Raw genomic sequence first — 19,556 nt, 5'->3', positions numbered from 1 at the left:
GTGCTTTTGGCGGCAAACCGTCGAACGCGACATCACCCCGAATGACGTCCTCGCACCTCTGGTCCACAGGCAGTGTAAACCATCAATCAGACCGGTCGTTGTGCTACCGACCCTTTACCGTGTCCGAAAAGTTATGAACAATCACAACGCCCGAATCGGACAGAAAGACCGCACTTTCGTTCGGTTTCACGGCTTTCTTTTTCCACGCCGCAGCCGTCGGCAAACCTCCGACATCGGGCCGATTCGGCCGGGTTAGGTCTGCCTTCTCGCAGGAGTCACAAGCCCGTACGCCTAACGTGATGCGGGCGACAACCTACTGACGAGTTCAGCCCACCCGTCGGACGGTCTCGTGCGCGCAACCACCAGCGTCGCTCCAGGCGATTCTGACCTAAGTTACCCGTCGGTAGATTTCGCGATCTACTGGCAGGTAACATCGCTGTATTCCTCTCGACGGGCTGGACCCGCGGTAGCTGCTCCAGCTGCCACTGAACGAAAGGCCGCGACATGAACGCCCTGACGATCACGTTGGGCACAGTCGGTGCTCTGCTCAGCCTCGTGTGTTGGTACGCCTTCATTCGTGGCGCCCTGCGCATGTTCAACATCGTGAGGCTGGGTCAGCCGGCACCCGACCGTTGGCGACCGATCGTCCCCCGCTTCAAGCAGATGATCATCGAGTTCGCCGCGCACACCAAGATGGTCAAGTTCCGCACCGTCGGCTGGGCGCACTGGCTGGTGATGATCGGCTTCATGGTCGGGTCCGTGTTCTGGTTCGAGGCCTACGGACAGACGTTCAACCCCGAGTTCCACTGGCCCATCGTCGGCGACACCGCCGTCTACCACCTGATGGACGAGATTCTCGGGCTCGGCACCGTCATCGGCATCACCACGCTGATCATCATTCGACAGCTCAACCACCCGCGTAAGCCCGAGCGTCAGTCACGCTTCGCCGGCTCCGGGTTCAAGGCCGCCTACTTCGTCGAGGCCGTTGTCCTCATCGAGGGCCTGGGCATGGTGTTCGTCAAGGCGGGCAAGATCGCCACCTACGGACACGCGAACCCCTACACCGACTTCTTCACGATGCGCCTCGCCGAGCTGTTGCCGGCCAACTCCAACATGGTGTCGATCTTTGCTCTGATCAAGCTGATGTCCGGCATGATCTGGCTCTACATCGTGGGCACCCGCATCAACTGGGGCGTCGCGTGGCACCGCTTCACCGCGTTCCCGAACATCTACTTCAAGCGTATGGACGACGGCACCGTCGCCCTCGGTGCCGCCAAGCCGATGATGTCCGGCGGCAAGGTCCTCGAGATGGAAGAGGCCGATCCCGACGTCGACGCGTTCGGTGCAGGCAAGATCGAAGACTTCAGCTGGAAGGGCTGGCTCGACTTCACCACGTGCACCGAGTGCGGCCGCTGCCAGTCGCAGTGCCCTGCCTGGAACACCGGCAAGCCCCTCTCCCCCAAGCTGCTGATCATGTCGCTGCGCGATCACAGCCACGCCAAGGCCCCGTACCTGCTGGCCGGCGGCAAGAAGGACATGGCGGGCGACGAGGTCGGACTCGTCGATGCCGAGGGCAACGTCGACCAGAAGGCGCTCGACGCCATTCCGCAGAATGCGCGTGACGAAGCCGATCGCAAGCTCGTCGCCGACGCCATCGAAGGCGGCATCATCGATCCCGAGGTGCTGTGGAGCTGCACCACCTGCGGTGCGTGCGTCGAGCAGTGCCCGGTCGACATCGAACACGTCGACCACATCATCGACATGCGCCGCTACCAGGTGCTGATCGAGTCCGAGTTCCCGTCCGAGCTCGCCGGGTTGTTCAAGAACCTGGAGAACAAGGGCAACCCGTGGGGTCAGAACTCCAAGGACCGCCTCAACTGGATCAACGAGATGGACTTCGACATCCCGGTCTTCGGCCAGGACGCCGATTCGTTCCAGGACTACGAGTACCTCTTCTGGGTCGGCTGCGCCGGAGCCTACGAGGACCGCGCCAAGAAGACCACGAAGGCCGTCGCCGAGCTGCTCGCCACCGCAGGCGTGAAGTTCATGGTGCTGGGCGCGGACGAGACCTGCACCGGCGACTCCGCTCGCCGCGCAGGCAACGAGTTCCTGTTCCAGCAGCTCGCGATGCAGAACATCGAAACACTGAACAACGTGTTCGACGGCGTCGAGCAGAGCAAGCGCAAGATCGTCGTCACCTGCGCCCACTGCTTCAACGCACTCGGCAACGAGTACCCGCAGGTCGGCGGTGACTACGAGGTGGTCCACCACACGCAGCTGCTCAACCGTCTCGTGCGGCAGAAGAAGCTGATCCCGGTGGCCTCGGTCAGCCAGGACATCACCTACCACGATCCGTGCTACCTCGGCCGTCACAACAAGGTGTACGACGCCCCGCGTGAGCTCATGGCTGCGTCGGGTTCCAACCTCAAGGAGATGCCGCGTCACGGTGAGCGGTCCATGTGCTGTGGTGCCGGTGGCGCTCGTATGTGGATGGAAGAGAACATCGGCAAGCGCATCAACATCGACCGGGTCGACGAGGCGCTTGCGACCAACCCGAAGAAGATCGCCACGGGCTGCCCGTTCTGCCGCGTCATGCTCACCGACGGTGTCACCGCACGCCAGGAAGGCGGCGCGCACGAGGGCGTCGAGGTTGTCGACGTCGCGCAGCTGATGCTCGAATCGATCACCCGCGTCGAGTCCTCGGTATTGGCCGAGAACATCAAGGTCATCCCCCGCGAGCAGACTCCCGAGGAGAAGCTGGCCACCGAAAAGGTCGCAGCCGTCGAGGAGAAGGGGCGCGTCGAGGAGATCGAGGTCGCAGCCGAAGGCGGCGATCCCGAAGCCGAGACGAAGAAGGCGCAGCCGGCCAAGGCTGCTGGTGGCCTGAAGATGAAGGGACTTGCGAAAGCTCCCGGAGCCAAGGCACCCGGTTCTGCGCCCGCCAACGCCGAAGCCGACAAGACGTCGGGGCACTCGGCCGATACTGCCGCGGACGCATCGAAGCCCAAGGGCCTCGGTTTGGCCGGTGGCAAGGCACCCGGTGGCAAGGGTCTGCAGATGAAGGGCAAGGCACCCGGCGCGAAGGCGGCTGCCCCGGCACCTGCCGACGCTCCCCCGGCAACCGAAGCACCTGCTCCCGCAGAGGCCTCCGCGTCGACTCCAACCGTCAAGCCCAAGGGCCTGGCCGTGAAGTCCGGATTCAAGAAGCCCGGCGCGAAGGCGCCCGGCAAGCCCGCCGACGCTGCTCCTGCGGCGTCGACACCCGCCCCGGAAGCGGCCGATAATGCAGCGGAATCACCTTCTGCTGCAACTGAATCCGTAGCCACAGAGTCCAAGCCGAGCGTCCAGCCCAAGGGTCTGGCCGTGAAGTCCGGATTCAAGAAGCCGGGAGCCAAGGCACCGGGCAAGCCTGCTGCCGAAGCACCTGCGTCCGAGGCTCCTACTGCTGAGGCACCTACTGCTGAAGCACCGGCTGCCGAGGCAACGGCGTCCGAGGCACCCGCCACCGAAGCTGCTGCATCCGAATCCGTAGCAGCAGAGTCCAAGCCGACCGTCCAGCCCAAGGGTCTGGCCGTGAAGTCCGGATTCAAGAAGCCCGGTGCGCGGACACCGGGTGCGGCCGCCGCTGCACCTGCGGCGACACCAGCCGAGCCGGCTGCAGCAGAGCCCGAAAAGGCCGAGCCGACATCGGAAGCAGAGGCACCGGTCACGGAAGCACCGGTCACCGAAGCGCCAGAGGCCGAGGTACCGGAAACAGAGGCTCCGAAGGCAGAAGCGTCGGACACTGCGGCCGAGACCACATCCAACGGTTCGGATGATCGCACTCCGCCCAAGCCGAAGGCCGGTGGACTCGGATTCGCTCCGGGTGCAAAGGTTCCGGGTCGCCGGAAGTAACCTCCCACCCTTGTTACCGACTGCGCGCCCCTGCTCACTTCAGAGCAGGGGCGCGCAGTCGTCGGTAGGGGTGTGAAGTCCCTGCTGGACCCCCGCGGCGGTGGACGAATCGGACATCGTGAGTATGGTCGGAACCGAACTGCATACCCGAAGAAGTAGGAGCAGGCATGACCGACGACGCGGACAAGCTCTTTCGCCGCTACGACGAGTGGTGGACGGCGCTCTCGCCCGACGATCGAGCGCATGTCGAGAAGTGCTGCGAGTCCGGCCGCACCGACGAGCGCCTCTGTGCATTGGTGATCGAGCACAACGGCCCGTCGAAGGCGGCGTTCGAGGCGGGCAGCAAACTGTCCGTCGGCAACAGCAAGTACTGCGCGATCCCCAGCGCGCTGCTCGAATTTCTCGAGGCGAAGCGCGCACACCCACCACTCAGCTAGACGGTCGCCACAGCTCCAGTTCGGGGATTCCGGGTGGGGTGAATCCCATGACCTGCCCGTAGAACGACAGCTCCGATTCTCGGGCGTTCACCTGTGTTTCGAGTTTGCGGAATCCGTGGGACTCACCGGCGTACGTGAGGTAGGCGTGCGGTATTCCCTTCTCCACCATGGCGTCTCGGAATCGTTCGGCCTGCGAGGGCGGCACGATGGGATCGTCGAGACCCTGCAGCAGCAGTACCGGGCACGAGAGTCCGTCGACGTTGTTCACCGGCGCGCGGGTGCGATACAGATCGAGGGCCTCGGGTAGCGGCCCGATGAGCCCGTCGATGTAGCGGGACTCGAAATCGTGCGTCTCGGCGACGAACATCTCCAGTTCGGCGACGCCGAAGTACGAGGCACCGCAGGCGAATACATCGGACGATGTGAGCGCGGCCAATACCGTCCAGCCACCTGCCGAACCACCTTCGATGGCCAGCCGGTTCGGGTCGGCGAGGCCGGCGTCGGCCAAGCCACGAACTGCGGCGATGGTGTCTTCGACGTCGACCACGCCCCACTGTCCACGCAACCGGTTACGGTATTCGCGCCCGTACCCACTGGATCCGCCGTAGTTCACATCGACGACGCCGATGCCGCGGCTGGTGAAGTACGCGAACACCGGGTTCAACGCCGGTGCCACGTGCGCCGTCGGACCGCCGTGCACGAACGCGACGTACGGCGGTAGTTCGCCGTCGAGCCCCTCGTAGGACGGGTTACGTGGTGCGTACGCGATGGCATGCACTTCGCGATCCGGTCCCTGGAAGGTGACCTGACGCCCCGCGGGCAGATACGCGACATCCGGTATCGATTCGAAACTCGAACGAACACTGCGTAATTCGCGGGTGGACAGGTCGACTGCGAACAGCCCCGACGGCACCTGCGCACCGCCGCCCCGGAGCAGAACCGTCGATCCGAGCCGTCCCCCGAGCCCCACCGATGTCACTCCGTCGAGTTCGATGTCGTCGAGGGTGCCGGTGGCGGGGTCGAGAACGGCGAGCGTATCGGTCCCGACGGTGCGAACGGTCAGCAGCGTGCCGTCGTCGAGAACGTCGTACCAGCGGGCTCCGAGTTGCCATAGTGGGGCACCGAAGTCTGCATCGAGGGTCGACACCGGCGTCGCTGCGCCGTCCAGCGTGACCGAATACAGGTTCCACCAACCACTTCGGTCGCTGATGACGTACAGCGACTCGTCGTCGATCCATTCCGGCTGCAACACCGATTCCTCGGTCGAACCCGCCAACACCGTCCACGACGACGGATCCGCCAGCGATGCGACCCGCAGTTCTGTTCCGTCCCAGGGCATCTGCGGATGGTTCCAGGCGATCCACGCGATGCGGCTGCCGTCGGGTGAAAGCCTGGGGTAGGCAAGGAAATTCGATCCCGAGACCAGTGAGCGCACTCCGCCGCCGCCGAGGTCGATCGCGACGATGTCTCGGGTGACAGCTCCGGCGTCGTGCGTCTCGCGGACGGCGATCACGTCGGTACCGACCACCGACAGCTCCCCGTACCGAATGCTCGACGCCACAGCCGGGGCCGGGGTGAGCGGTAGTGGTGAGTCGCCGGGGGTGAGTCGGTAGATGCGTTGATCGGAGAATTCCGCGAACACCAGATCGCCGTTCGGCGTTGCCGTCCATGCGCCGCCGCCGTATTCGTGAACGCGGGTGCGGGCATTGAACGGTGCCGGCAGGATCGCCTCGACCTGTCCGTCGACGTGGCGGCAGATCGCGGTTCGGCCCTGTTCGGTGGGCCGCACCTCGGACCACCAGATCTCGTGTCCGACGAATCGTCCACCTTCGACGGGGTGGCCGGCCGACGACAGGTCGGCTGCGGTGATGGGCGAGGGCCAGGATCCGTACGCGAGAGCGGTCACCTGCTCCACCCTAGTGAACTCCACACGCACGTAACGCGCTGTTCATCGCACCTTCAACCGCGACACAGATGATGGTGGGACGCAGCACGAGGGAGAGATCATGCGCCGGACCACCACCCACTCCGTCGACCACGAGATTCTGACGTTCGGTCGTACCTGGCATGGGTACGGCGGCGGCAGTGCCGAGGACATCTATGTGGCGTTCGGGGTCGATGCGTCCACCTACTTTCGGCGACTCGAGCGCATCCTCGATTCCCCGGCGGCCCACGACCTGACTGTGAGCGAACGAGCCGCGATGCTCGACATCTGTCGGCACCGCACCGACGGTCAGGGCTAGACCGGAGTCAGCAGCTCGGGGCTGTTGTTCTTCACACTGTTGACCGCGGTACTCACCTCGTAGGGCTCGAGCCGCGGCTCCGGTATCGCGGCCAGCAGCTCGGACACCTCGCTCAGGTCCGTCAGCGTCGGATCGAGCCAGCTCGCCCGCAGCTCCGGGGGCAACACAACCGGTGAGCGATCGTGGATGTGCCCGAGGGCGTCCGCAGCAGGCGAGGTGAGCACGGTGGCCGACCAGACCCAGCGGTCCTCGTCGTCGTCGGCCTTGGTGGGGTCTCGCCACAGTTCGTACAGACCCGCCATCGCCAGCACGCCCTGCTCGTGCAGGAAGTACGGAACTTTGGCACCGTCGCGCTTCTCCCACTCGTAGTACCCGTCGGCCGGAATGATGCAGCGCCGACGGCTTGCGGCCTTCTTGAACGACGGCTTCTCGGTGATCGTTTCGGACCTGGCGTTGATGAGCCGGGACCCGATCTTCGCGTCCTTCGCCCACGACGGAATCAATCCCCATCGCACCGAACGCAATTGGCGCACGGCGTCGGACTCGGGTTCGTGCTTGGGCGCGCGTTCGAGCACCGTCCTGATGGTCTGGGTCGGGGCCACGTTGTACGACGGCGGCACCTCGTCGCCCACTGTCTCGGCGATCTCGAAGACCGCCTGCAGGTCGCTGTCACTCCGGGTACTGGCATACCGTCCGCACATGGAACGAGATTGTTCCACTTGCCACCGACACGGCCCAGTGAAACAGCGGTGCCCGAACGACAACCTCGTGGATTCCCGCGACACTCACCTGGCACGATGTGACGGGTGAGCACTCCGCAGATCCACCCACAGCCGCGTTATCGCACGTTGCAGCAGTCGACCAAGCTGCAGAACGTGCTGTACGAGATCCGCGGACCGGTACACGCGCATGCGGCCCGGCTCGAGGCCGAGGGCCATCGCATCCTGAAGCTCAACATCGGCAATCCGGCCCCGTTCGGCTTCGAGGCTCCGGACGTGATCGTGCGAGACATGATCGCGGCGCTCCCGGTCGCCCAGGGCTACTCGGAGTCGAAGGGCATCCTGTCGGCTCGACGTGCCATCGTCACGCGCTACGAGCTCGAACCGGGTTTCCCCGATCTCGACGTCGACGACATCTACCTCGGTAACGGCGTCTCCGAGCTCATCACGATGACGATGCAGGCGTTGCTCGACGACGGCGACGAGGTACTGATCCCGGCGCCGGACTACCCGCTGTGGACGGCGATGACGACGCTGTCCGGCGGCAAGGCGGTGCACTACATGTGCGACGAGGAGAACGGGTGGAATCCCGATCTCGCCGACATCGAGTCGAAGATCACTCCGAAGACCGTCGCGCTGCTGGTGATCAATCCCAACAATCCGACGGGTGCGGTGTACTCCAAGGAGGTCCTGCAGGGCATCGTCGATCTGGCGCGCAAGCATCAGCTGCTGTTGCTCGCCGACGAGATCTACGACCGGATTCTCTACGACGACGCCGAGCACACCTCGCTGGCGAGCCTGGCTCCGGATCTGCTGTGCCTGACGTACAACGGTCTGTCCAAGGCGTATCGCGTGGCCGGCTACCGTGCCGGATGGCTCGCGATCACCGGCCCGAAGAAGCACGCCGCGGGGTTCATCGAGGGTATCGACCTGCTCGCGTCAACGCGTCTGTGCCCCAATGTGCCTGCCCAACACGCCATTCAGGTTGCTCTGGGTGGGTATCAGAGCATCGAGGATCTGATCCTGCCCGGCGGGCGGCTGCTCGAACAGCGCGATGTCGCGTGGGAGAAGCTCAACGCCATTCACGGGGTCTCGTGCGTCAAGCCGCGCGGTGCGCTGTACGCATTCCCGCGACTCGATCCCGAGGTGCACGAGATCTACGACGACGAGAAGCTCGTACAGGACCTGCTGCTGCAGGAGAAGATCCTGGTGGTGCAGGGCACCGGATTCAACTGGCCCGGGCATGACCACGTACGGATCGTGACACTCCCGTGGGCGCGCGATCTGGCCGTTGCGATCGAGAGGTTCGGCAACTTCCTGTCCTCGTACAAACAGTGAGGCTCGAAGTTACCGACAAGTAGTTGAAAGTGATGGACAAAACACCGGGGTGATCCCGCCCCCGCCGCGAATCATCTGTACATTGGCGGACGGCACTTCGGTGCCCGCGAGCCCTGGTCGTACCCATCCCCCCCGGGTCGATCAGGTGGTGGCGGGGGACGCCCCCCCTGCTCCCCGCCACCGAGCTCCTCGCATCGGCCGAGTACCCGGCCGAAACCGATCCGGCCCCGTACTAGCCTTGCACCGTGGAACCACACGGCACGCAACCCTCGAACGGCATCTCGCCGGGCTCCACTTCTCATGTGGGTCACGGTCACGGCCACAGCGACTCCCCCGTGCCGTTGGGACCGGTAGCAGCCAAGGTCGTCGTCGGATTGCTGATCGCCATTGCCATCGCCGTCATCGCCGGGGCCTTCGCGCTGTGGCCCAGCAAACAGAGCATCGACATCCCGCTGCCGTTCCAGACCTCGGGTGGCGGTGCAGTGTCCACCGAGGCGGGCACCATCACCTCGCAGAGCATCGGGCCCTGCGGGAGTCCCGACGCAGGTCGAGCATTCACCGGCAACCCGACCCCTGCGGTCAACGACTCGTACGAATGTCAGCGCAGCATCGTCGACATCACCACCGGTGAGGACGCAGGCAAAAGGACGGTACTCGAGATCGCGCCGGGTCCCGGCCAACCGACTCTGAGCGCCGGTGAGGACATCCGGCTGGTTGTGCAGACAGACCCCTCCGGTGGAGTCCGATACTCCTTCAACGACTATTCCCGCGGGCTTCCGCTCGGGTTGATCGTCGGTGTGTTCGCCGTGGTCATCTGTGTGGTGGCCCGCTGGCGGGGCTTCCGCGCGCTGGTGGGCCTGCTCATCGCGTTCGCCGTCCTCGTGGTGTTCATGCTGCCCGCGCTGCTCGACGGCGCTCCGGCCATTCCGGTCGCGCTGGTCGCCGGCGCGATCATTCTCTACGCCGTGCTGTATCTGGCGCACGGCGTGAATCTGCGCACCAGCTCGGCGCTACTGGGCACACTGACCTCGATGGGCGTGGCCGCAGTCCTGTCCTACGTCGCGATTCGGATGACGCACCTCACCGGGTTGTCGGAGGAACAGAACACCGCGGTGCAGACGTACATCGGCAATGTCAGCGTCACCGGTCTGCTGTTGGCCGGCTTCATCATCGGCTCGCTCGGTGTGCTCAACGACGTGACGATCACCCAGGCCTCGGCGGCCTTCGAGTTGGCATCGGTGGACGAGACGGCGTCGCGGCGCGAGATCTTCACCGCCGCGATGCGGGTGGGGCGCGATCACATCGCCAGTACCGTCTACACCCTGGTACTCGCGTACGCCGGTGGTGCGCTGCCGCTGCTTCTGCTCTTCAGCGTCGCCGACCGGTCGATCCAAGACGTGTTGACCGGCGACGCGGTGGCGATCGAAATTGTGCGGTCCTCCGTCGGTGGCGTCGCGCTTGCCCTGTCGGTACCGCTCACCACTGCCATCGCCGTCCTGCTGGCCCGGCCGCTCACCTCGTCGCGGATGCCCTCTTCGCCGCGGCAGGCCAAGCCCACACGATCGCGGGGCTCGGGCCGCCACAGCGCGTAGACGGTATGGAGGTCTTGGCTGGGGCCCCTCCGCATGTAAGCGTGGGTTGCCGACAGGAGTGGGTCCTGGCCGGTAGAGCCACAGATGTGGGAGGCCCCAGTGAAGAATCATCGTACGAGTGTTGGTTTGGATGTGCACGCACGATCGGTGGTGGCGTGCGGTTTGGATGGCGAGACGGGCGAGTTGTTCGAGCGTCGCATGTCGCCTGATCACAAAGAAATCCTGGAGTGGATTCGTTCGCTGCCAGGACTGGTGCATGTCGTCTACGAGGCGGGCCCGACCGGTTTCGGTCTGGCCCGTTTTCTGTTGGCCGCCGGTGTCGATTGTGTGGTGGCGGCACCGTCGAAAATTCAGCGTCCCCCTGGTGACCGCATCAAGACCGATGCCCGTGATGCCCGGCATTTGGCTCGGTTGCTTCATTTGAGTTCTATTGTGCCGGTTCTGATTCCGAGTACCGAGCAGGAGTCCGCTCGTGATCTGGTGCGAGCAAGGGAGGACTGCCGCGGCGATCTGGTGTCCGCACAGCATCGCCTGACACATGTGCTGCTGCGTCAAGGGATCATCTACAGCGGCGGCAAACCCTGGACCGCAGCCCACGATCTGTGGTTACGTCGCCAGCGGTTCGATTCACGTGCACTGCAGATCACCTACGACACCGCCTACGAGACCGTCATCGCCACCACCGAACGCCGGAATCGTCTCGATACCGCCATCGCGGACATGGCTGCGCATTCGTCGTTCACTCCGGTGGTGACCCGGCTGGGGTGCCTTCGTGGGGTGGCGACGTTGACAGCGTTCGGTTTGGCGACGGAGATCGGTGAGTGGGACCGGTTGACCGGCCGCTCGATCGGTGCGTTCGTCGGGTTGATCCCGACCGAGCATTCTTCCGGTGAATCCCGGTCGCAGGGCGGTGTCAGCAAAACCGGCAATGCTCACGTACGCCGACTGCTGGTCGAGGCTGCCTGGCATCATCGCAAGCCGTATCGGCCGGGGCGTGAACTGGTGGCACGGTGGAAGGCGTCGACTCCCAAAGCCAAAGCGCGAGGACATCAAGCGAACCGGCGGCTGCACGCACGGTGGGAACATTTCGACGAACGCGGTAAACGTGCGGTGGTCGCCAATGCCGGGATCGCACGAGAGCTGGCCGGCTGGTGCTGGTCGTTGGCCACGCTCGAGGAATGACTGAAGCTCCGACGCCGAAGTAGCGATCTGCGTCGGGATAGATGTCCGGAATGAACGGTCGACGACGATGTGGGATGTGGCCGAGCGTCTGGGAGTGACCCGCTAGCCGCCTATGAGCAATCCTCAACTGCGCGTTGGGATCACGCTCGACTCATAGACTTGCGATCCACTCCAGCCGAAACAGTCCGTCCTGCGGTAACCAACCCGCGTATATGAGAGTTGACGACGCGTCGAACACTACGACACGCTCACCTCCCACTCGCATCGATCACCATCCCGGCAACAGGAAGCGGTGGCACACACGACGGTGCGTGCCACCGCTTCACCATGCCGTCGTTGACAGGCCGACCTCCATATGAGAGCGGCTTCGCCGCACGTGAGTGGAAACTCGTAGCAGGCACCGATCTTTCGTGCACGTGCGGCGAAGCCGCTCGGTCAGGCGAACGCCGCCGCAACGGTCGCGGACAGCAGCTCACCCTCATGGGTGCTCAGGCCCGCTTTCAGACCGGGGTCCGCGGCGCAGGCGGCTTCCCAACCCTTGTCGGCCAGGGCAACCACGTAGGGCAGGGTGGCGTTGGTGAGCGCGTACGTCGAGGTACGGGGCACGGCTCCGGGCATGTTGGCCACGCAGTAGAAAACGGATTCGTGCACCTTGTAGGTGGGATCGGCGTGGGTGGTGGCCACCGAGTCCTCGAAGCAACCGCCCTGATCGATGGCGATGTCGACCAGAACCGATCCCGGCTTCATGCGCTGAACCAGGCTGTTCGACACCAGCTTCGGCGCTTTCGCTCCGGGGACGAGTACAGCTCCGATGACCAGATCGGCAGCCAGCACGGCCTGTTCGAGTTCGTATGCGTTCGACACCACTGTCTTGACGGCACCGCGGTACTGATCGTCGATCGCGCGCAGCGCTCGGACATCGAGATCCAGTACGGTGACGTCGGCGTGCATACCGAAAGCGATTGCGGTGGCGTTCTTTCCGGAGACGCCGGCTCCGATCACGACCACGTTGGCGGGACGCACTCCCGGTACGCCACCCATCAGTACGCCGCGGCCACCTTCACTCGACATCAGGTGGTAGGCACCGGCCTGCGGTGCCAGACGGCCGGCAACTTCGCTCATCGGCGCGAGCAGGGGCAGCGATCCGTCTGCGGCCGTGACGGTTTCGTAGGCAATGGACGTGGTACCCGACGCCAGCAACGCGTCGGTGCAGGCCTTTGACGCCGCAAGATGCAGGTAGGTGAACAGCACCTGACCCTTGCGCAGGCGTGAATACTCCTCGGCGATGGGTTCTTTGACCTTGAGCAGGAGATCGGCCGCGTCCCAGACGGCAACCGCGTCGGTGAAAATTTGCGCGCCTGCGGCTTTGTAATCGGTATCGGTGAACGACGAACCGGCGCCGGCTTCGGTTTCGATGATCACTTCGTGTCCTCGCGAGACAAGTTCGTGCACGCCTGCCGGGGTGATGGCCACCCGGTATTCGTGGTTCTTGATCTCGCGTGGAATTCCGATTTTCATGACGTCCTCCTGCAGTGGCGGTGACCGAAGCGACGCTCCGTGGGTACGCCAACTATGAATTATGTGCGGAATTGCAGCAATGGATGTGAACAAAATTCTGTATCGTCGGGCCATGGATGCAGATAGTTCATTTCAGCCGGTCGATGAGGGGGCTCGATCGAATGATGTTCGGTCCGTCGCCCTGGACCGAATCGACCACATTCTGCTCGACGAACTGCGTCGAGACGCACGCAAACCGAACAATGCGCTGGCGGCCGCAGCAGGGATCGCGCCGTCCACTGCCCTCACCCGAGTTCGGGCGCTTGTCGAACGCGGCGTCATCCGCGGCTTCCACGCCGACATCGACCCCGAGGCCCTCGGGCAGGGCATTCAGGCCATGATCTCGGTTCGGCTGCAAGCGGATGCTCGACGGCGGATCAGCGAATTCGGTTCGAAGATCGCGTCCCGAAAGGAGACGCTGAACATCTACTTCATTGCCGGGGCCGACGACTTCCTGGTGCATGTGGCGACGGTCGATACGGCCACCCTGCGCGATTTCGTCGTCGAGAATCTCAGTGCCGACCCTGCCGTTGCGGCGACGGAGACCATCTTGATCTTCGAGCACATCAGGCCGCGAAACACGAACGCGGACAAGTGAGTCCGATCAGGGAGCCGGCGGCACGATCGGGGGGAAGCCCGGCAACGTGAAGTCCGGGAAGCCCGGAATCAGCGGCGGCGGTTGCTGCGTCGTGACGGGCGGAACGGACTCGACCGGTGCCGGTGGCGGCTCGACCGTCGTGGTCTCGGTGGTCGTGACCGGCTGTTCCCACGTGGTTTCCGGCTGCTCGGTCGTCGGCTCCACAGTGGTGGTCGGTTCCGGCGCAGGCGGTGGCGGCAACAGAACGGGAGCGGGCGTCGTCGTCGGCACCGTCGTGACCACCGGAGTATCGGTTTGGTCGCGACTGACCGAGGTGTCCACTACCTGCGGAGAGTTCTGGTGGGTGAACATGAAGCCGGACACGGCGACCACCGCTGCCGCGCAGAACGCGAGCACTCCGCCGGTCCGCAGCCTGCGCCGTGCGCGAGTGCGATCGTCTTCACCGTCGTCGTCGTCGTAATCGGCGTCGAGCCAGTAGATGTTCTTCAGCTGGAACGGAACGGGCTTACCGTCCTCGACGGCGTCGGCGGCAGCATCGGTTGCGGATGCCTGCGACACCGGCTGTACTGCAGGCGCTTCCACGGCGACAGCAGAGACTTCACCCACGCCGTTCTCGGAAAACTCGTGCACCGCAGTCGATTCCGACGAAGGCTGAGCATCCGCGGTGGACGACTCAGGAATATCGGCGGGCGCGTCGGCGAACTTCGATGATTCGAAACCGGTTGCTGCAGAAGCAGATTCGGTAATCGATGCGGCGGCGATCCACGGACGTGCGGGCACGGGACGAGTTGACCTCGGCGTCGCCACCGGCGGTGCGGCATGCTGCGACTCCGAACGCGCCGGCATCAGCGGCTCGGGCGCAGGTGGCACCACAGGCACAGGCGGTGCCACCGGAGCCGGCGGGACAACAGCGGCGCTGTCCGTGTGTCGACGTCTCGGCACGCTTGCCTGCGCGTCGCGCGCAGTACGGTCCGGAGCGGTTCTGGTGCGCGAATTCGGCCGCGCGGCCAATGCTGCTCCGCGTGCGGCCACCGTCTCGGGCTCGGTCGGGACGATGGAGGGCAGTTCGAGCAGTGGGCCCACGCGCTGCTGGACGATGGGCATGCGGGCACCACCACCGATCAACACGACCGCGTCGATCGGCACGTTGGCACCGATCATGACCTCGCGGGCGAACTCGATCGCCTCGTCGAGCAGGTCTGTGATCAGCAGTTCGAAATTCTCCCGAGACAGCAGGATCATCCCGCTCGCGTCGGGCAGGCACACGGCGTCCTGGGTGGACAGGCGTTCCTTGGCGATTCGGCAGCGCTTCTCGAACAGCGCAATGTCGGGGTCGGTCGCCGGCTTACCGAGGCGCTGGAGCTGATTGTTGCGCACGTAGGCGTCGATCAGATCACCGCTGTAGGAGCCGGAGCGCTGGGATGCCGTCACCGTGCGCGCTGTCAGGTCGACGACGCTGACCGTCAATCCGGAACTACCGAGGTCGAACAGGGCGACAGAGCCGGCACCTCGCGCCTCACCGGTGACGGCGAGGTATTCGATGACGGCCTCGACCTCGGGGACCAGGTGGTAGTTGTTCAGGTGAGCACCGGCGAAGGCGGCGCGCAGTGCATCGGCCTGACGCGGATCCCGGTAGGCGATGCCGGTGGACAGTTCGGGTTCGACCTCGGCAGCGGCACCGATCGATTCGGCGGCCAGGTGCGGGAGGTCCCCGGTGGCACTGTCGATCAGTTCGTTGCGAAAGAACAGTGGCCTCTCGACGTCGGTGACCAGGGCGGACGAGGTGTCGCCGGAGGCTCCGAACTGGTCGGCTCTGGGCTGCGCCGTGCGCACGGCTCGGGTCCCCATGGACACCCCAAGCAGCACAGTCACGATCGTCGGCCTCACTTCGTTCGGCGGTTTCGGTGAACGCCCCATCGGGAGTCCACCCGCACACGGTACCGTCTCGCGGCGAGCTGCACTAAAGGGTGCCTAGGGGCCTGCTTGTTCGGCTTCGGTGTCGGTGAAGCCGAAACCGATGTCGGACGCCTCGCCGGGAGGCTGGTACATCTCACCGGTGTACGAATATTGCTCGACGTAGAGCTGCTCGTACGTCAGAGTGGTCGGTCCCGCCGCAGCCGGTTGGTCCGGTGGAGGCGTGTCGGTGACCGGGGGTGCGATCTCGGCGAGAGTCGCCTCGAAACCGGGGTCGGTATTGATCACGGATCTGGGGGCATTGTCGAAATCGGCGAAGAGCGCGAACATCAGCGCGACAACCACGACTCCGACCGACACCGCCACGGCACCGATCTTGAGTACCGCCTGCCGAGTCCACTGCCGGCCCGAAAGAGTCGACAGGTACGACATAGGAATCGCAGCGACCCCGCGGCGACCGACACCACGGGCTTTGTGTGGCGATGGGTCTTCCCGAGCGAGTTCCGGTTCCGCTTCGGGTTGCGTCGTCGACTCGACCTCGGACGGCGACTCCGATTCCACTACCTCCGCTACAGGCGAGGGTTCCACTACCGGATCGGGGGCCTGTTTCGACCCGATTTCAGCCCTGATCAGCGCGCCCTCGGCAACCGGCGACACCGAGTCGTGGACGGTGAGCGGCACCGGCCAGGTGGCGCGAACTCGCCGCTGGACGAGGGGGCTGTTGGCCACTCCTCCCAGCAACACGATCGCGTCGGGGGTCCGGGGACCGACCCACTCGATCATGTCGTCGATCAGTGGGGTGGCGACCGCCTCGAACTCGTCGCGTTCGAGGATCATCGGGCCGTTGTTGGGTGCGCGCACACCGGCCGACGTGGTCAGTAGCTCCCGAAGCTCTCGGAAGAACGTGCGGTAGGACGCGGCACCCTCGGGCCCTTCCGGTTCCGGCAGGATCCCCTTGGTCATCACCAGGCCCTGCACCACGTCGTCGAGGCGTTCGCCGCCGAACGACTCCGTTCGGTCGTGCCATTCGACGGTTTCTTCGGCGGTGTTCAGAACCAAGGCCGACGTTCCGCGTCTCCCGAGGTCGAGCACCAGCACGTTCGTCGCGGCGGCGAGGGTGTCGAGCGAACGCACGAACGCGAGCAGCGCGTAGTGCTCATCGACCGTCTCGACGGATGCAGCCAGGCCTGCCGACGTCGGGAAATCCGTGTAGCGCAGGGTGCGAGCCTCGCGCCCGGTGATGACGACGGAGTCGAAGGGGCCGCGCGCTCCGATTCGGTCGGACAGGTCGTGCATCGCGCGGTCCGGATCGGTGAGCTCGAGATCGACGGACTCGACGACGCGGCGGTCACCATCGGTGTAGGCGATGCGCAGGGCGTCCGACTCCACGGCCACGCCGCAGACTGGTCCCATCGAGTGTTGTCCTTCGATTGCTTGCCGTATGAACAGACGATCGGAACCTATCGTACGCACGCTCGGTGTGGCCGAAACGAGCAAACGGGCCGAAAACCGACATGCGGGACGTAGGTCACGAAACTTGCACTCGGTATGCGGTATCGGCTTCAAACAATCTGAGATATTGTTTACCCGGGTCTGGGGAGACTGCGGGTCGAAATATTTTCCGTCGGCCTGTACGACTTGCGTGGCCGCCCGGTCTCGCACCCAAGCGATCGGTGGAGGTCCGTCACGATGGAAACACTCAGTACGCAGTTCGACGCACGCATTCGGGACGTGCTGGACAAGCTCGGCAAGATGCCGGTCGCCGCGTCGGACATCGACTCTGCTTCCGACCTCTACGACAGTGGGTTGACCTCGCACGCGAGTGTCAACGTCATGATCGGCCTCGAGGACGAATTCGACATCGAATTCCCGGACTCGATGCTGCAGAAGTCCACGTTCGCGAGCATCGACGCGATCGCAGCTGCTGTCGCACAACTCGCAGGCTGACGACCATGACGGTCTCGTCCGACAGTCGCCCCGCGCAACTGCCCCTCACCGACGTCCTCAAGACCCTCCGCACGTTCGCGGCCGAGGTCGACCGCGAGGGCAGGTTTCCCGCCGAGTCCGTCGACGCTCTGCGCTCGGCAAATCTGTTCGCCGCCGCGATACCGACGGCGCTCGGCGGCGGTGGCCTGTCCCTCACCGAGCTCGCCCGGGTCGCACGCGATCTCGGTGCCGAATGTGCATCGACGGCAATGATTTTCGTCATGCACCAGTCTCAGATCCTGAGCATCGTCAGGCACGGCAGCACCCCCACATCCGACGCGTTGCTGCGCCGCATCGCAGCCGACCAACCGCTCGTCGCATCGGCGACGACGGAGATCAACATCGGCGGCGACGTGCGTTCGAGCAGCTGCGCGGTCGAGTACGACGGAGACCGCATCCACCTGGCCAAGACCGCACCGGTGATCTCGTACGGCGAATACGCCGAGATCGTTCTCGCGACGGCGCGGCGCACGGTGGACAGCCCGCCGAGCGATCAGGTTCTGGTGGTGTGCCAGAAGCCCGACGTCACTCTCGAACGCACCAGCAACTGGGACACTCTCGGGTTTCGTGGCACCTGCAGCCCGGGCTTCCAGCTCGACGCCGTTGCCGACCGCTCGAGCATTCTGCGCGACAACTACGGCGAGATCTCCTCGCAGACAATGCTTCCGGTGGCCCATGTGCTGTGGGCCTCGGCCTGGCTCGGTATCGCCGACGCAGCCGTGTCCAAGTCCCGCAAGTTCGTCCGCAAGGCGGCGAGCAAGAGCCCCGGCGTCACTCCTCCCTCCGCCCTGCGGCTGGCCGAGTTGTTCGTGGCCCACGAACAACTCGTCGACACCGTGTTCGGCGCAGCGGCGAAGTTCGAGGCCATCGCAGATTCCCCCGAGGAGCTCGGTTCCATCGGTTTCGCCGTCAAGATCAACAACGTCAAGGTGACGGCGTCGACTCTCGTCATCGACATCGTCGGCAAGGCGATGCAGATCTGCGGCATCTCCGGGTATCGAGAAGACGGCGACTTCAGCATCGGACGGCACCTCCGCGACGCGCACGGCTCGGCGATCATGGTCAGCAACGAACGCATCCTCGCGCACAACTCTCAACTCGCGCTTCTCTACAAAGGCAAATGATGACCCAGACACAGGACAAGACCTCCGAACTGGATTCGGCACGAAGCGAATTCAGGCAAGAGCTCGTCGACGCCGGCTTGTTGATTCCGTCGTCGGTGCTCGGTCTGTACGGCCGGTCCGGCGAGTTCGAGGACATCATCGAATCGATCGACCGTCGGGTCGTGGCCGCGAGCGCGTCGGAACACGGAACGGCTGTGCCCAGGTTCCGATTCCCGCCGGTCTTCCCGCGGGAAGCGTTCGAGAAGACCGACTACATCGCGTCGTTCCCCAATCTCACCGGTGCCATCAACACGTTCGACGGCGACAACAAGGCACATGCCGCGCTGCTCGCCGATCGGTCCGAGGGCAAGGACTGGGATCACCACCTCGAGTCGGCCGGGACGATGCTGGTGTCCGCGGCATGTCACCCGTCGTACTCGATGTTGCCGTCCGTACTCCCGTCCGGCGGGACGACGTACGACATCTACGGGTACTGCTTTCGGCACGAGCCTGCCGTCGACCCTGCTCGCATGCAGGCCTTCCGCATGCACGAGATCGTGCGGGTCGGCACTCCGGACGACGCCGTCGCCCACCGGGAGAGGTGGGTGCAGCGCGGCCTGGAGGTGCTGGCCGATCTGGGTCTCGAGGCAGAAGCGGTGATCGCCAACGATCCGTTCTTCGGTCGGGCAGGTCGCATGCTCGCGGCCAATCAACGCAACGAGAACCTCAAGACCGAGTTGGTCGTGCGGCTGTACGGAGACCTGGACGACGGCACGGCCGTGGTCTCGTGCAACTGCCATCGCGATCACTTCGGCCACACCTTCGACATCAGCACCGCCGACCGCGAACCTGCACACAGTGCGTGCGTCGGCTTCGGCATGGAGCGTATTGCGCTGGCGCTGTTGCGGACCCACGGTATCGACCGCGACAAGTGGCCGAGGTCGCTTCGTTCGTGACGTCGGTAGCCGACGTCGATATCCCTACCAGCGATCG

General features: G+C 64.7%; 15 protein-coding genes. 10 read left to right on the top strand and 5 right to left on the bottom strand.

Going from position 1 to position 19,556, the window contains the following annotated elements; translation table 11 throughout:
- Positions 1–504 precede the first annotated feature (504 nt).
- A complete protein-coding gene (locus VF34_RS07170) occupies positions 505–3,894 on the top strand; it encodes a heterodisulfide reductase-related iron-sulfur binding cluster (RefSeq protein ID WP_032375003.1) in 3,390 nt (1,129 codons plus the stop codon).
- A gap of 167 nt (positions 3,895–4,061) precedes the next feature.
- Complete coding sequence (locus VF34_RS07165) at positions 4,062–4,331, top strand: hypothetical protein (protein WP_027495639.1); 270 nt, start codon at positions 4,062–4,064, stop codon at positions 4,329–4,331.
- On the opposite strand, the gene VF34_RS07160 is transcribed toward VF34_RS07165, so the two are convergent.
- Positions 4,324–6,237: a dipeptidyl-peptidase 5 gene (locus tag VF34_RS07160; RefSeq protein ID WP_032375161.1), complete on the bottom strand. Its 1,914-nt coding sequence runs from the start codon at positions 6,235–6,237 to the stop codon at positions 4,324–4,326. The two genes, VF34_RS07165 and VF34_RS07160, sit on opposite strands and share 8 nt — an antisense overlap.
- A 100-nt stretch (positions 6,238–6,337) precedes the next feature.
- Between VF34_RS07160 and VF34_RS07155 the strand changes: the two genes are divergently transcribed.
- Complete coding sequence (locus VF34_RS07155; protein WP_032375002.1) at positions 6,338–6,574, top strand: DUF3263 domain-containing protein; 237 nt, start codon at positions 6,338–6,340, stop codon at positions 6,572–6,574.
- Here the strand turns inward: VF34_RS07155 and VF34_RS07150 are convergent.
- Positions 6,571–7,275: an SOS response-associated peptidase gene (locus VF34_RS07150; RefSeq protein ID WP_032375001.1), complete on the bottom strand. Its 705-nt coding sequence runs from the start codon at positions 7,273–7,275 to the stop codon at positions 6,571–6,573. The two genes, VF34_RS07155 and VF34_RS07150, sit on opposite strands and share 4 nt — an antisense overlap.
- A gap of 105 nt (positions 7,276–7,380) precedes the next feature.
- Between VF34_RS07150 and VF34_RS07145 the strand changes: the two genes are divergently transcribed.
- From VF34_RS07145 to VF34_RS07135, 3 genes are all read left to right on the top strand, one after another.
- Positions 7,381–8,631: a pyridoxal phosphate-dependent aminotransferase gene (locus VF34_RS07145; protein WP_027495635.1), complete on the top strand. Its 1,251-nt coding sequence runs from the start codon at positions 7,381–7,383 to the stop codon at positions 8,629–8,631.
- 245 nt (positions 8,632–8,876) lie between these two features.
- Entirely contained in the window at positions 8,877–10,223 is a 1,347-nt protein-coding gene (locus tag VF34_RS07140; RefSeq protein ID WP_196249592.1) for a YibE/F family protein, read from the top strand.
- Between the two features lie 99 nt (positions 10,224–10,322).
- Positions 10,323–11,405: an IS110 family RNA-guided transposase gene (locus VF34_RS07135; RefSeq protein WP_426374983.1), complete on the top strand. Its 1,083-nt coding sequence runs from the start codon at positions 10,323–10,325 to the stop codon at positions 11,403–11,405.
- 435 nt (positions 11,406–11,840) lie between these two features.
- On the opposite strand, the gene ald is transcribed toward VF34_RS07135, so the two are convergent.
- Positions 11,841–12,923 carry an alanine dehydrogenase gene (gene ald / locus VF34_RS07130; protein WP_027495633.1) on the bottom strand — a complete coding sequence of 361 codons (1,083 nt, stop codon included), beginning with the start codon at positions 12,921–12,923 and terminating at the stop codon, positions 11,841–11,843.
- Between the two features lie 112 nt (positions 12,924–13,035).
- On the opposite strand from ald, the gene VF34_RS07125 reads away from it, so the two are divergent.
- A complete protein-coding gene (locus VF34_RS07125; protein WP_032375159.1) occupies positions 13,036–13,560 on the top strand; it encodes an Lrp/AsnC family transcriptional regulator in 525 nt (174 codons plus the stop codon).
- A gap of 6 nt (positions 13,561–13,566) precedes the next feature.
- Here VF34_RS07125 and VF34_RS07120 read toward each other — a convergent pair whose 3' ends face one another.
- Complete coding sequence (locus VF34_RS07120) at positions 13,567–15,432, bottom strand: Hsp70 family protein (protein WP_032375158.1); 1,866 nt, start codon at positions 15,430–15,432, stop codon at positions 13,567–13,569.
- A 99-nt stretch (positions 15,433–15,531) separates the two neighbouring features.
- Positions 15,532–16,887, bottom strand: a complete 1,356-nt coding sequence (locus VF34_RS07115) for an acetate and sugar kinases/Hsc70/actin family protein (RefSeq protein WP_155289618.1) — start codon at positions 16,885–16,887, stop codon at positions 15,532–15,534.
- Between the two features lie 276 nt (positions 16,888–17,163).
- Here VF34_RS07115 and VF34_RS07110 point away from each other — a divergent pair, with 276 nt between their 5' ends.
- From VF34_RS07110 to VF34_RS07100, 3 genes are read left to right on the top strand one after another with little or no spacing between them, the layout of a single operon-like run.
- Complete coding sequence (locus tag VF34_RS07110) at positions 17,164–17,421, top strand: acyl carrier protein (protein ID WP_027495629.1); 258 nt, start codon at positions 17,164–17,166, stop codon at positions 17,419–17,421.
- A gap of 5 nt (positions 17,422–17,426) precedes the next feature.
- Positions 17,427–18,584, top strand: a complete 1,158-nt coding sequence (locus VF34_RS07105; protein ID WP_032374999.1) for an acyl-CoA dehydrogenase family protein — start codon at positions 17,427–17,429, stop codon at positions 18,582–18,584.
- Complete coding sequence (locus VF34_RS07100; RefSeq protein WP_032374998.1) at positions 18,581–19,519, top strand: amino acid--[acyl-carrier-protein] ligase; 939 nt, start codon at positions 18,581–18,583, stop codon at positions 19,517–19,519. Before VF34_RS07105 ends, VF34_RS07100 begins: the two co-directional genes overlap by 4 nt.
- The last annotated feature ends 37 nt before the right edge of the window (positions 19,520–19,556 follow it).

This window comes from Rhodococcus sp. PML026, from assembly GCF_000963615.1.
In the GTDB taxonomy this organism is placed as follows: Bacteria; Actinomycetota; Actinomycetes; order Mycobacteriales; family Mycobacteriaceae; genus Rhodococcoides; species Rhodococcoides fascians.
This window is presented reverse-complemented; position numbering and strand designations above follow the sequence as displayed.